The organism is Streptomyces sp. NBC_00178, from assembly GCF_036206005.1.
Taxonomy (GTDB): domain Bacteria; phylum Actinomycetota; class Actinomycetes; order Streptomycetales; family Streptomycetaceae; genus Streptomyces.
In genome coordinates, this window is sequence record NZ_CP108143.1 from 413,341 (window position 1) to 427,308 (window position 13,968).

The 13,968-nt window shown below is 71.4% G+C and carries 9 protein-coding genes; 6 read left to right on the top strand and 3 right to left on the bottom strand.

Translation table 11 applies throughout. The annotated features are described in order from the left end of the window. Nucleotides 1–19 precede the first annotated feature (19 nt). The 5 genes from OHT61_RS01620 (at nt 20) to OHT61_RS01640 (ending at nt 7,653) form a co-directional block, all read left to right on the top strand. The gene (locus OHT61_RS01620) at nt 20–994 is read left to right on the top strand and encodes a carbohydrate ABC transporter permease (protein ID WP_329034333.1); all 975 of its coding nucleotides are present in this window, start codon (nt 20–22) and stop codon (nt 992–994) included. Next, nucleotides 991–1,911, top strand: a complete 921-nt coding sequence (locus tag OHT61_RS01625; protein WP_443049341.1) for a carbohydrate ABC transporter permease — start codon at nt 991–993, stop codon at nt 1,909–1,911. The genes OHT61_RS01620 and OHT61_RS01625 overlap by 4 nt, the downstream gene beginning before the upstream one ends. A gap of 56 nt (nt 1,912–1,967) precedes the next feature. Next, nucleotides 1,968–3,800 carry an alpha-galactosidase D gene (locus tag OHT61_RS01630; protein WP_329034336.1) on the top strand — a complete coding sequence of 611 codons (1,833 nt, stop codon included), beginning with the start codon at nt 1,968–1,970 and terminating at the stop codon, nt 3,798–3,800. Between the two features lie 176 nt (nt 3,801–3,976). Continuing rightward, the gene (locus OHT61_RS01635; RefSeq protein WP_329034337.1) at nt 3,977–6,415 is read left to right on the top strand and encodes a glycosyl hydrolase family 95 catalytic domain-containing protein; all 2,439 of its coding nucleotides are present in this window, start codon (nt 3,977–3,979) and stop codon (nt 6,413–6,415) included. Next, entirely contained in the window at nt 6,412–7,653 is a 1,242-nt protein-coding gene (locus tag OHT61_RS01640) for an SGNH/GDSL hydrolase family protein (RefSeq protein WP_329034339.1), read from the top strand. Before OHT61_RS01635 ends, OHT61_RS01640 begins: the two co-directional genes overlap by 4 nt. A gap of 59 nt (nt 7,654–7,712) precedes the next feature. Here OHT61_RS01640 and OHT61_RS01645 read toward each other — a convergent pair whose 3' ends face one another. Continuing rightward, nucleotides 7,713–8,537 carry a class I SAM-dependent methyltransferase gene (locus OHT61_RS01645; RefSeq protein WP_329034341.1) on the bottom strand — a complete coding sequence of 275 codons (825 nt, stop codon included), beginning with the start codon at nt 8,535–8,537 and terminating at the stop codon, nt 7,713–7,715. Nucleotides 8,538–8,717: 180 nt separating this feature from the next. Between OHT61_RS01645 and OHT61_RS01650 the strand changes: the two genes are divergently transcribed. Then, nucleotides 8,718–9,056: a lysine transporter LysE gene (locus OHT61_RS01650; RefSeq protein ID WP_329034343.1), complete on the top strand. Its 339-nt coding sequence runs from the start codon at nt 8,718–8,720 to the stop codon at nt 9,054–9,056. A 73-nt stretch (nt 9,057–9,129) separates the two neighbouring features. Here the strand turns inward: OHT61_RS01650 and OHT61_RS01655 are convergent, their stop codons facing one another. Together OHT61_RS01655 and OHT61_RS01660 are read right to left on the bottom strand one after the other, a co-directional pair. Next, nucleotides 9,130–12,063: a hypothetical protein gene (locus OHT61_RS01655; RefSeq protein ID WP_329034345.1), complete on the bottom strand. Its 2,934-nt coding sequence runs from the start codon at nt 12,061–12,063 to the stop codon at nt 9,130–9,132. Between the two features lie 2 nt (nt 12,064–12,065). Beyond that, entirely contained in the window at nt 12,066–13,913 is a 1,848-nt protein-coding gene (locus OHT61_RS01660) for an HSP90 family protein (RefSeq protein WP_329034347.1), read from the bottom strand. Between the last annotated feature and the right edge of the window lie 55 nt (nt 13,914–13,968).

The window sequence follows — 13,968 nt, forward strand, 5'->3', positions numbered from 1 at the left end:
CCGAGGGACGCCCACCCCTATGACTTCCACACTCGAAGCACCGGAGGATCCGGTCACGCCGGCCGCTCGCCGGGTGCCCGCCCGACCGGGCAGGCCGCGCAGGCTGAGTCCGCGCGACAGGCTGTTCCTCGGCGTCATCGTCGGTGTGCCGCTGCTGGCCCTGCTGATCTTCGTCTGGTTGCCCGCACTCGCCTCCTTCGCCCTCTCCTTCACCAGTTGGGACGGCATCTCGCCGTCCGACATCGAATGGATCGGCTGGGAGAACTACGCCGAGATCTTCACCAACTACCCGCCGTTCTGGCCCGCCGTCCAGCACAACGTGATCTGGCTGCTGTTCACGGCGCTGCTGCCCACACCGTTCGGCATATTCCTCGCGTACCAGCTCGACCGGAAGATCCGGTTCACCCGGATCTACCAGACCGCGATCTTCCTGCCCATGGTGCTGTCCCTCGCGGTCGTCGGTCTCATCTGGGAGATCATCTACAACCCGGACAACGGCCTGCTGAACGGCATCATCGGCGCCGTGTCCCCCGGCACCCACATCGACTGGCTGTCCGACCCCGACCTCAACCTGTGGGCCGTGCTCGTCGCGTCCGCGTGGCGTCACACGGGTTACATCATGATCCTCTACCTGGCCGGCCTGAAGGGCTTCGATCCCGCGCTCAAGGAGGCCGCCGCGCTGGACGGCGCCAACGGCCGTCAGACGTTCCTGCGCGTGGTCTTCCCCGCCCTGAAGCCGGTCAACATCGTCATCCTCGTCGTCACGGCCATGGAGTCGCTGCGCGCCTTCGACATCGTGTACGTCCTGGGCGGCGGCATCGGCAGCAAGCCCGGCATGGAACTGCTCTCCCTGCTGATCACCGACAACATCGTCGGTGAGACCAGCCACATCGGCTACGGCTCGGCCATCGCGGTGATCATGCTGCTGGTCTCGCTGACCGCCATCTGCACCTTCCTCGTACAGAACTTCCGCAAGGACAAGGAGGAGGAGTGACCGCGACCGCCACACCTCCGGCCGCCCCGCCCCGGGCACCGCACGGCACACCCGGCGCGAAGCGGTCACGCCCCCGCCGCCAGACCGGCCGGCACGTCTTCCTCGCCGGTGTCTCCCTGCTCTGGCTGGTCCCGCTGCTGTGGGCGATGTACACCTCGCTCCGGCCGTACGAGGACACCGCGGCCAACGGCTACCTGTCCTGGCCGCGCAGCCTCAGCCTCCAGAACTTCAGCGACGCCTGGGCGCAGTCGGGCCTCGTGCACTTCTTCTGGAACTCGGTGCTGGTGACCGTGCCGGCCGTCCTCGGGACGCTGTTCTTCTCCGCCGCGGTCGCCTTCTACGTCTCGCGCTTCGACTTCCGCTGGAACATCGCGCTGCTGATGCTGTTCACCGCGGGCAACCTGCTCCCCGCCCAGGTGCTCATCACCCCGCTGTACCGGCTGTACCTCCAGTGGAACCTGCCCTACTTCCTGAGCGACTCGTACCTGCTCTACAACTCCTACTGGGGCATCATCGCCATCCACATCGCCTATCAGTGCGGCTTCTGCACCTTCGTGCTGAGCAACTACATGAAGACGATCCCCAAGGAGATCACCGAAGCCGCGCTGGTGGACGGCGCCCCCGTCTGGCGTCAGTTCTTCCAGATCGTGCTGCCCCTGTGCCGGCCGGCGTTCGCCGCTCTGGCGACGCTGGAGTCGATCTGGATCTACAACGACTTCTTCTGGCCGCTCGTGCTGATCGAGACCGGTGACAAGCGTCCCGTCACCTCGGCGCTCGCGAGCCTGCAGGGCGAGTACTTCACGAATCCCAACCTCATCGCGGCCGGCGCGCTGATGACCGCGATCCCCACGCTGATCGTGTACTTCGCGCTCCAGCGCCAGTTCATCAGCGGTCTGACGATCGGCGCGGGCAAGTAGCCGCGTTCCCCACCCGCACCTCCCCTCTTCACCGGACAGCAGGAGGCCATTTCCCCATGCGCCCATCCACCCGCACCGCCGCGAGAACCGTGCGCGCCGCGCTCGTCCTCGCCGTCACCGCAGGCCTCGCCGTCGCCGCACCGGCGTCGGCCCAGGGCCGAGGAAAGACCGACAGCCAGGTGCCCGCGGTCGAGGAAGCCGCCACCGGCACGACGGCCGTCGCCGAGAAGCCGTACATGGGCTGGAGCAGCTGGAGCCTCCAGACCACCAAGTACCCGGGGGTGAACAGCAAGGGCGACTACAGCTATCTCACCGAAGAGAACGTGAACAAGCAGACGGACGCCCTGGCGTCCAAGCTGAAGAAGTTCGGCTACGAGTACGTCAACATCGACGCCGGCTGGTGGCGCGGCTGGGACTGGACCCCGGAGTTCGACGAGTTCGGCCGTCAGAAGGCGGACACGGAGCGGTTCCCGAGCGGGATGAAGGCGGTCGCGGACCGTATCCACGGCAAGGGCCTCAAGGCCGGCATCTACCTCCCCGTCGGCCTGGAGAAGGAGGGCTACGGCGAAGGCAAGCTGCGGATCTGGAACACCGACGACTGCACCACCGGGGACATCGTCTACAGCGACCTGCGGACGACCAACGGCTGGGACAGCTCGTACAAGATCGACTTCTCGAAGCCGTGCGCCCAGAAGTACGTCGACTCGCAGGCGAAGCTCATCGCGGACTGGGGATACGACTTCCTCAAGCTCGACGGTGTGGGCCCCGGCTCGTTCAAGAGCGGTGACAACTACGACAACCGCGCCGACGTCGCCGCCTGGCAGAAGGCGATCAAGAGCGCCGGACGTCCCGTCCACCTGGAGATCTCCTGGTCGCTCGACATCGGCCATGCCAAGGACTGGCAGGCCACGTCCAACGGGTGGCGTGTCGACACCGACGTCGAGTGCTACTGCAACACACTGGTGTCGTGGGAGAACTCGGTCGAGGACCGCTGGCGTGACACGCCCGGCTGGACCCGGTACGCCGGTCCCGGTGGCTGGAACGACCTGGACTCCATCAACGTCGGCAACGCGGCCATGAGCGGGCTGACCAAGGCCGAACGCCAGAGCTACATGACGCTCTGGGCGATCGCCAAGTCCCCCCTGTACAGCGGCGACGACCTCACCAAGATCGACGACTACGGTCTGTCGCTCATGACCAACCGCGACGTACTGGCGATCAACCAGCAGCCGGGCCGGCCCGCGAAGCCGGTGACCCCGGTCGGCGACGAGCAGGTCTGGGCCTCCCAGAACCCGGACGGCGGCTACACCGTCGCCCTGTTCAACCAGGGTGACTCGCCCTCGCCGGTGACCGCGGACTGGCAGGCCCTCGGCTTCACGGGGCAGGCCTCCGTGCGTGACGTGTGGAACCACGAGTCCCTCGGCCGGTACAAGGACGGCATCACCCAGGCCGTCCCCGCGCACGGCTCGCGGCTGTTCACCGTGACCCCGCAAGGTCCCGCCCTCAGGACCACGGCCTACGAGGCCGAGTCCCCGGCCAACGTGCTGTCCGGCAACGCGTCCCTCGCCGGCTGTGACGAGTGCTCCGGCGGCAAGAAGGTCGGCAACCTCTACGTCGGCGGCAAGCTCCAGTTCACCGATGTCGTCGTCGCCAAGGCCGGTCGCTACCTGGTCAAGGTCGCCTACACCTCCGGCGACCCGCGGTCGGTCGGCGTCTCCGCCAACGGCACGGCGCCCGTCGCCACCGCCTTCCCCGCCACGGGCGGGTGGTCGGCGGCCGACTCGATCAGCGTGCCGGTCACGCTGAAGGCGGGCAGCAACACCCTCACCTTCGACAGCGGTGACGGGTACGCGCCGGACATCGACAGGATCGACGTGCCGCGCGTCTGACCCCGCCACGTACGAGCACATCCCGGGGGCGCACCGATCGCGGCGCGCCCCCGGGCCCTTTCCCCCGCCCGGCACCGGCGACAACGCTCCGTGCCGTTCACGACCCGCTCCCCCCTCCCGTGCCCTCCCGTCCGCGCACCCGCATGTCCGCATGTCCGCAGGAATGGAGTTCCCCCGTGTTCGACCAGCAGCAGAACAGACCTGTGCAGACCGGTCCCGGTGACGGCCCGGACCCCACCCGGCGCCGTGTGCTCTCCCTCGCCGCCGGCGTCGGCGCGCTCACCGCGCTCGGCGGCCTGCCCGCGTTCGCGGCGACCGCTCCCCCGCGGCGTCCCGCGGTCTCCCCCATGCTCGCCGACGGCGAGGGCTCCACGACCCGGATGTGGTACCGGGCCCCGGCGGGTGCGAAGACCATGCTCGAACGGGCGCTGCCCGTCGGCAACGGCCGGCTCGGCGCGCTCGTCGGCAACGACCCCGGCCAGGAACTCCTCTTCGTCTCGGACGCCACGCTGTGGACCGGCGGCATCAACGACCAGCTGGAGTCGGACGGTCAGTTCCCCTATGGGCGCGGCGACTTCGGAAGCCTCACCCAACTGGCCCACGTGACGGTCGAGATACCCGACCACGACCTCGGCTCGGTCAACGGCTTCCGCCGTGAGCTGGACGTCGAACAGGGACTGGTCGTGTCCGGATACACCAGGTCGGGCGTCACCTACGAGCGCCGCGTGTACGCCAGTCATCCCGACGACGTGATCGTCGTCCACTTCTCCCAGCGCGGCGGCGGCCACTACACCGGGACGATCTCGCTCGACGGCACGCACGGCGAGAAGACGTCGGCGGACGCGAAGAAGGACAGCCTCTTCTTCGGTGCGGAGTTCGCGAACGGGCTGCGCTACGGCGCCGCCGTCACCGCCCGCAGCAGGAGCGGCTCGGTCACTACGAGCGGCTCGCACATCGAGTTCACCCGGTGCGCCGACCTGACCGTGGTCATCAGCGGTGGATCGAACTACGCCCCCGACTCCACCGCCGGCTTCCGCGACCCGGGCCTCGATCCGGCGGCACTCGCCGTGACCAAGGTGCTGGACGCCGTGCGCAACTCCCCCACCTCACTCCTGCACACGCATGTCGCGGACCACCGGGACCAGTTCGGGGGGATGAGCGTCTCGCTGGGCACCTCGACCGCGGATCAGCGTGCGCTCGACACCTGGGAACGGCTCAAGTTCCGTACACAGCAGGACGTGCCCGATCCCGAACTCGAAGCGTTGTACCTACAGTTCGGGCGCTACCTGATGGTCGCCAGTTCACGGGACGGTCTTCCGGTGGCCCTCCAGGGTCCGTGGCTGGACGGCAACGATCCGGACTGGATGGGTGACTACCACACCGACGTCAACATCCAGATGAACTACTGGATGGCCGACCGGACGGGCCTCTCGCGCAACTTCGACGCGTTCACCGACTACTGTCTCGCGCAGCTTCCGGTGTGGTCGGAGCTCACCCGGAAGAACTTCAACGACCCCCGCAACCGGTTCCGCAACTCCTCCGGCAGGGTGGCCGGCTGGACCGTGGCGTACTCCACGAACATCCACGGCGGGCTCGGCTGGTGGTGGCACCCGCCGGGCAACGCCTGGCTCTGCAACTCGCTGTGGGAGCACTACGAGTACACGCGGGACCTCGCGCACGTGAAGAGGATCTACCCCCTGCTCAAGGGCGCGTGCGAGTTCTGGGAGACCCGGCTGGTGACCATGACGGTCACGGACGCGGAGACGGGCGGGCCGCGCGAGGTCCTCGTCGCCGACAAGGACTGGTCGCCCGAGCACGGCCCCCAGGACGCGAAGGGCATCACGTACGCGCAGGAGGTGGTCCGCCAGCTGTTCGTCAACTATCGCGAGGCCTGCCGGCTCCTGGGCAGGGACGCCGCGTTCGCCAGGACCGTGGCGGGGCTCCAGGAGCGGCTGTACATGCCGGAGGTCAGCCCGAAGACCGGCTGGCTGCAGGAGTGGATGTCCCCCGACAACCTCGGCGAGACCACGCACCGCCACCTCTCGCCGCTGATCGGGTTGTTCCCCGGCGACCGCATCCGCCCCGACGCCTCGCCCGCCGCGCTGGTGAAGGGCGCCACCGAGCTCCTGACCGCCCGCGGCATGGAGAGCTTCGGCTGGGCGAACGCGTGGCGTGCCCTGTGCTGGGCACGTCTGAAGCACGCGGACAACGCGTACGCGCTGGTGGTCAACAACCTGCGGCCTTCGGTCGACGGCAGCAACGGCAGTGCGATGAACCTCTTCGACATCTACGAGGTCGAGAAGGGCCGGGGGATCTTCCAGATCGAGTCGAACTTCGGCACCCCCGCCGCGATGATCGAGATGCTGCTCTACTCGCGGCCCGGGCACATCGAGCTGCTGCCCGCGCTGCCGGACGCGTGGGCGCGGTCCGGCTCGGTCACCGGCGTCGGCGCGCGCGGCGGGTTCGTCGTGGACCTGAGCTGGCGCGACGGCACGGTCCGTGAGGCGACGATCCGCAGTGTCGGCGGGCGCACGACGAAGGTCTCGGCCGGCGGCCGCACACGCGACGTGGACGTGCGGCCCGGCACGGCGGTCACCCTGCGGGACTTCGCGTGAGCGCGCCCGTACGCCGCACCGCGCGCCTCGGCCTGGTCGGCGCACTCACCCTCGCGGTCACGCTCCTGGGCCCGGCGCACGTCCCGTCGGCGGGCGCGGCGGGGCCTGCGGCCACTCCTCCCCCGCCCGCGAAGTCGGTCGTCACCTGGGCGGCGAGCGCCGACCGCCTGGGCGACGCCGCCGGCGACCGGAGCTACCGGCTCGTCCTGCGGACGAGCACCGGCGGCAAGGCGCTGCGGATCCGGGTGTCGAACGCCTTCGGCGACCGCCCCCTGGTCATCGGCAGTGCCTACGCCGGGCTGCACGACAGCGGCGCCGTGCTGCGCCGTGGCAGCAACAAGAGGCTCACGTTCGGCGACGAGCCGTCGGTGACCCTGGCGCCCGGCGAGATCCGCTACAGCGATCCTCTGCCCGGCAAGGTCGCGGCGATGAGCGATCTGGCCGTGAGCCTGTACGTGCGTGAAGCGGGTGGCCCGGCGAGCGGGCACGGGATGGCCATGCAGACGTCGTACGCCACGAGTGGCGAGCACGCGGCGGAGGAGACCGGCGGGGCGTACACGGAGCGGCTGGGGTCGTGGTTCTACCTCGACGCGGTCACCGTGGACGCGGACCGGGGCGCCGGCGGCGTGGTGACGCTCGGGGACTCCATCACGGACGGCTGGCAGTCGAGCAGCGACAGGAACCTGCGCTGGCCCGACTATCTGGCCCGACGTCTGCACGCCTCCCCGGCGGCCACGGTGAAGGGTGTGGCCAACGCGGGGATCTCGGGCAACAAGGTCCTGGCCGACGGCGCCGCGCAGAGCGCGCTCGGCCGGCTCGACCGTGACGTGCTGTCACTGCCGGGTGTGCGGACCGTCGTGCTGTTCGAGGGCGTCAACGACCTCAAGTCGCACAGCGGCGTCACCGCGGCCGATCTCATCGCGGGATACCGCGACATCATCGACCGGTCCCACGCGGCGGGCCTGTGTGTCGTGAGCGGCACCGTCCTGCCGTTCAAGGGCTGGTCGGAGTGGGATGCGCAGGCCGAGGCCGTGCGCACCGAGGTGAACGAGTGGATCCGCACGAGCGGAGCCGCGGACGCCGTGGCCGACTTCGACAAGGTGCTGCGCAGCCCGTACGACGCGCAGCGGATCCTGCCGACGTTCGACGGCGGCGACCACCTGCACCCGAACGACAAGGGCATGCAGGCGATGGCCGACTCGGTGGCTCTGCCCTCCCTGGAGTGCGAGCGGGGCTGACGGGGGCGACGGCAGGGGCGGTCCCGGGTCCGGGACCGCCCCTGCCGGTCTGTGGCTTTTCAGGGCAGGCGCGCCGCCGCCACGTGGATCCTGAAGGCGCACGCGATGTGCCCGTCCCCGTCGGCCGTGCCCGCCGTGCCCGCGAGGAAGCCCCTCCTCAGGGCCGCCACGGTGGCGCGGTCCAGCGGACCGAGGTCGTACATGCCGGACAGGGATCCCCACACCTGCTCGGCGGTGCCGCTCAGGTCGATACGTACGGTCTCCCAGTCAGTCGCGCCGAAGCCCGCGCTCCCGAGGACCTCGTCGAGTCCCTCGCGGGAGCGCGTTCTTCCGTCCCCGAGTGCCGGGACGCGCCGTGCCGACGGCACCTCGTCGAGCGCGGACCGCACCGACCCGCTGAACAGCTCGTACGCCTCGCCCCCGACCGCGCCGCCACCCAGCACGCAGGCCAGCACTCCGCCGGGCGACAGCACCCGGGCGACCTCCGCCGCGACCTGCTCGATGTCGGCCATCAGCATCAGCGCCATGTGCGAGACGCAGGCGTCGAAGCTGCCGTCGGCGAACGGAAGTTGCTGGGCCCTCCCCTGCTCCAGCCTCGCCCCGGAGAGGGCGGGCCGCCGGCGGGCCAGCGCCACCGATTCCGGCGAGAGGTCCACCCCGGCGAGGTGCCGCTCCTGGCTCGCGGCCAGGTGTTCGAGCAGCAGCCCGTCCCCGCACCCCAGGTCCAGGACGCGGCTGCTGCCGGTGACCCGGTCGCACAGGATCTCGTAGCTCGACCTCCCGTCCGGGCCACGGCCACGAGCGAACGCCGCGGCGGTGACCGCCGGGTGCTCGGCGTGGAAGGCCCGCAGGAAGGCTTCCTGTGATGCGGTGGTCGTCGTCATCCGCTCAACCTACGACGGCGCGCGACGGCCCGGCGAGGCATCGGCGCGAACCGCCTGTGCACCTCCCCGGGTCTCCTGCCGGGGCCCGAAGGGGTACGGCAACCAACCGGGCCCAGACCGGGTCCTATGCACCAGGGCCCCGTGTCGGCGGGGTGTCGTGCACGAGGGCGGAGCAGCTCTGTGAAGGTCCGCGAGGTGGTCAGGGGCGTCGGCGCCTTCTTGCGCGAGACGGTCGGCGAGGCCGTCGCCGAGGTGGTGCTCGGTGTGCTCGCCTGTGCCGTCCTCGCGGCGTTGGTGCCGGCCGTCGTCCGGAGCTGGTCGCTCAGCCCCGTCTCGACGATCGCGGGCGCCGGTCTGCTGAGTCTCCTCCTGGCCCATGGAGGCTGGAACACGTTCCGCGAACCCGGGAGAAGCCGGGCGAGGCGAGGCGTCGCGGCGGCGGGCACCGTCGGCTTTGCCGTCGCCGCCGGTCTCGCGGGTTTCCTGGTGTTCTACGGCACGGGCTGCGACTGCTTCTGAGGGCGGCCGCAGCGCCGCGTCCGCCGCGCGGCGCCGGACCGGGCGCAGTCCCGGTCCGGCGCCGCGCACCGTGTCACTTCTCGTCGCGCAGGCGCGCCGACAGGGCGGTCAGCGGCTCGGTCTCCTCGGTGTGGCCCGAGGCGGTCAGCCGGGCGACGGCCGCGTCCAGGCGGGTGAGCGCGGGGGCGGGCCGTTCCAGGTAGATGCCCTCCACGGCTCCCGCGAGACGGACGCACTCGGCCCACTCGCCCGCACGGTCCTCGTCCCCGCCGGGGTCGCCGATCAGGGCGAGTGCCTTGTCCAGGGCGGTCAGGGCCTTCTCGTACTCGCCCGTGTAGGCGTAGACCCGCCCGTGTTCGTAGGCCAGGGCGGTGTCCAGGGAGCGGCCGTGTGCCTCGTACTCCGCGGCGCGGGCCTCGTCGGCGATCCTGCCCGCGTCGGCGAGACGTTCGAGTGCCGGCTCCAGGCCGTCGGGGCCCTGGTGCTGGGCCTGGAGCCGCGCGATCTCGCGCAGGCTGTTGCTGACGGGTTCGTAGCGCGGAGCCTTGGCGTGGGCGGCGATCGCCTGCGCGGCGACCTCGGCGGCCCGGTCGAACTCACCGGTCTCGCCGAGGAGCACCGCCGTCTCCGCCGCGATCATGGCATGGCTCCCCGGGTCGTCGTCCCAGCCCGCCGACTCGGCGGCCAGGGCGACGAACTCCACGACGGCGGCCTTGAGGTCCTCGCCCGCGTGCAACGCGCGGGCGCGGGTGAGCCGGAGCTGGGCGGCGAGCCGGTCGTCCAGCTCGCCGGCGGCGACGTCCGGCTCGGTCAGGAGGGAGTCGAGCAGGGCGATGCAGTCCTCGACCCGGCCCAGGTCGAGACTGAGCTGGGCCGCGTTGCTGTACGCGCAGTACGCGTCGGTGCGGCTGCCGCGGCGCAGTTCCGCCTCCGCCGACCGGGTGAGGTGGCGCAGGGCCTCCTCGGGGCGTCCCAGGTGCATGCACGTCTCGGCGAGATCGGCGTGGAGGCGCCCGGTGTCGATGACGTCGAGCGGCCATTCGGCGGCCAGCCGCAGCCCTTCGGACAGGTCCGCGTGGGCTGCGGAGGCGTCGCGGAGTCCGAGCTGGAGACGGCCGCGCAGTCCGAGCGTGCGGGGCAGGTGCCATGCGGGCCCGTGCGTCCTGAGCCGGTGCTGCAACGCGTCGATCTCGGCCACCGCGGCCGGCAGGGCACCGGAGATGGCATGGGTGCTGGCCCGCAGCATCAGGGCGCCGGAGATCTGGCTGACGATGTCGTGCCGGGTGGCGAAGGCGTGGAGCAGGTCAACCTCCGCGAACACCGGCGTGACGTGCTCGTCGCTCCCCGTCGTCTGGAGCCGCAGGCCGAGGGCGGTCGCCCGCAGCCGCAGCAGGCGTGCCTCCTGGTAGGGAGCGAGGCCGACGGCCTCCTCGTGGAGACGTACGACGCGCTCGTGGGCCGTGGTCAGCGCGGCGGCCTTCGTCCGCGCACCGTCGGGGCCCTCCACGGGCACCTCCGCCGCGGAGAGCAGGGCGCAGGCGTGCGCGACGGCCGCCTCACCGGGCATCCCCGCATCCTCGTACAGTCCTGCGGCCTCGGCGTGCAGGTCGGCTGATTCGGCGTACTCGTCCCTCTCCCCGGCCCGGTTCGCCTCGTCGGCCAGCAGGTCGGCGCGCAGGCGTACGAGCGGGCCGACGGCGGGATCGTCCGGGTGGGCGTAGTCCCGGGCGGCGGTGAGGGTGCGCAGGCGCGCCCAGCAGGCCTGCGCCTCCGGGTGGCCCTGCTCGTCCAGCGCCCTTGCCCGGGCGATGAGTTCGGTCAGGGCTTCGGGGAGGGGTGCGGCCGTACGGGCCGCCGGCGCGGCGGCGGGTGCCTCTGCGGCGGTCTCGTCGAGGCTCCGGGTGCGCAGGGTGAGTTCCAGCGCGTCGGTGAGCGGCGCGCGGTCGAGGCGTGCCCTCCGGCGGTCGGTGTGCGCGGTGGTCTCGTTCCGGGCGTCGAACCGGGCGACGAGGGCGTCGGCACGGTCGCACACCTCGGCGCGCAGTCCGGTCACGGTCCAGGTGCGGCCGGCGAATCCGGCGGCGGGCAGATCGCCGTGGCCGAGGTTCTCGACGCGCTGCAGGAGGACTTCCACACCGGTGAGGAAGTCGGCCAGGTCGAGCGGGGAGTCGACGTCGTCGAGCAGGCTGCGGTTCTCGGCCAGCAGTTCCAGTCCGCGCGCCTCGTTCCCCGTCAGCGCGCAGAACTCCAGGTGGCGGCCGACATCGCCGGCCATCGAGGGGTTGCGGCGGCAGCGCCGGTAGCCGGCGAGGTGCAGTTCGCGGGCCCGGTCGGTCGCGCCGGTCCGCAGGAGGGGCAGCAGCGCGTACGAGACGGAGCGGGCGGGCTCCTCCTGGCAGGATTCCTGGCCGTCCAGGACGGGTTCCCAGGCGCGCAGCGCCCGCTCGTCGTCCCCGGCGGCGAGGTGGAAACGGGCCCGCTCGCAGATCTCGCACGCCTCGCAGTCGCTGAGCGGGGTGCGGGCCCGGCCCGCCCACAGCTCGTAGGCGAGGGTGGTGTCCTCGCCCGCGTGGGCGGCGAGCTGGTAGGCCTGCCCGTAGTAGGGCTGGAGGCCGAAGCCCGCCTTCTCGTACCGTTCGCGCATCTCCGTCAGCCACTGGCGCAGGCTGACCAGCGGAATCTCGGGGAGCTGGCGCAGGGCGTTGGCCACCCACTTGAACCGCCAGAACAGGGTGTGCCGCAGGCGTTCGTCGAAGACGTCGGGCTGCTCGTCGAAGAGGGTGAGCAGACGGGCGAAGACGACAGGCGACTTCCGGGGCTCGGAGCCGTAGGTGTACGCCTCCTGAAGCTCGAGGAGGGCGTGCACGAGCGGCACCGGCTCGTCGAACCGCTCGGCGGCGTCGACGAGTTCCTCGGCAGTGACAGTGCGTGTGCGCCCGTACGGGAGCCGGTCGTTCTCCTGGAGTGCCTGGTACAGCTCGTCGGTGGTCTGGGGTGCGGTCGGCATCGTCAGCTGTCCTTGCGGAGGGCGTGGGCGAGGAGGTCGAGGAAGGAGCGGTTGATGAGGCTCGATTCGGAGGGCCTCAGCGGGCGCCGGGACAGCAGTGCGGCCTGCCCGTAGAGTGCTTCGGCGCTGGTGCGCGCCAGCTCGGGCGCGTCGATGGCCACGGCGGTGCGGACCAGCGGGTTGAGCTGGTTGAGGATCAGCTGTGCTCGCGGGGCCTCCTGACGCAGGGCGCCGAGGATGTCGCCCCACAGACCGCCGTCCTGTTCACGGGCGAGCTGTGAGCGTGTGCGTTCGTGCCGCGCTTCCCGGCTGTCCATGAGGAGGGCGGGCGCGGACGCGGGCTGGAAGGTGCGCAGGGCGACGTCGCAGTCGAAGACGGCGAGCGCCTCGCGGGCCAGGGCGAGATAGGCCGCGGCGGCCAGTTCCGTCTCCCGGTCCACGGGGTCGAGGTGGGCCGTGAGGGTCGCCGGATCGAGGTCGGCGACGCTGACCTCCGGCCTGATCTCGGGAAGCCGGTGGACCAGTTCGCGGTCGTAGGTGTAGCCGCCGTTGACCACGCCGAGCCCGGCGGCCGAAGCGATCGCCGCGACCTGCCGGAACTCCTCCACGCTCGACGTCACGAGGACGGTGCGGTGGGCGCGGGCGAAGGCGTCCAGGGTGGTGTGCCCGTCCGTGGTCTCGAACGGCAGCCACGGCAGCAGCATCCGCATGATCTCGTTGTCGTGCACCGCGAGCGACTTGACGGCCAGGTGATGGGCCTGGAGGAAGCGCGTGAGCAGGTCCGGGTCACTGGCCGCCGCCCGGGCGATCCAGGCGCGAAGCCGCTCGGCCAGGGCGTCGCGTACGGCGGCGAGTGTGTCGTCCTCGTACAAGGACTCCCGGGAGGCGGTCGGGCGCAGGCTCTCGGCGTCCACGACGCACCGGACGAAGAAGGCCCACTCGGGCAGGATCTCCTCGGCCTGTTCGGACAGCAGCATGCCTTTGACGTGCACGCGGTGGCCGTGCCGGCGCCCGGCCGGCACCGCCTCGGGCAGCACGCACGCGATGCCCTTGAGGCCGACCGCGGGCAGATCGAGATCGATGGTGTCCAACGGCGTGAAGCCGAAGACCTCCTCGCCGTACGCGGCGAGTGCGCGGGCTCGCGTTCCCGGCGTCGGGTACGTACGCCCCCACGGGGCGGGCTCGGGATTGACGGGGACGCCGGGGCCGCCCGCGCCGTCGTCGAAGGTCACCGGGTGGCGCAGCAGGGCACCGAAGTGCCCGGCCAGGGCGTGCACCTTCGCCGGTCGGGTCCACTCCTCCGCGTCGGCCCGCGGGGTCAGCGTGACCGTGGTGCCGGGCCGGGGGCGGGCGGACGCGGGCAGGGTGCGGATGGTGTAGCTGCCGTCGCCCCGTCCCCGCCACTCCACGGCGGGTGCGTCGGGGGTGCGGGCCGAGCGGCTCACGACGTGGATCTCGTCCGCGACCAGGAAGCACGAGAGCAGCCCGATTCCGAACTGGCCGATGAAGTCGCCCCGTTGTTCCGCGATCCGCTCGGCGCGCTTGCTGCTGCGGCCGATCGTGGCGAGGAAGGTGTGCACGTCGGCCTCGGTGAGGCCGACGCCGTCGTCCTCGACACGGACCACGGCTCCGTCGGCGTACATGCGGATCGCGAAGGCGTCCGCGGGTGCGTCGGGCTCGATCCCGTGCCGCGCGGTCAGTGCGTCGACCGCGTTCTGCAGGAGTTCGCGGAGATAGACCCGCGGGCTTGAGTAGAGGTGGTGGGAGAGGAGGTCGACGAGGCCGCGCAGATCCACCTGGAAGGTGTGGTCGGCGGCGGCCGGGTGTGTGGCGGTGTCGGGCAGAGTCATCGGGCAGTCCGGGGTGGGAGAGGTGGCAGGTGCCGGTGGGCGGGACGGGGGCGCG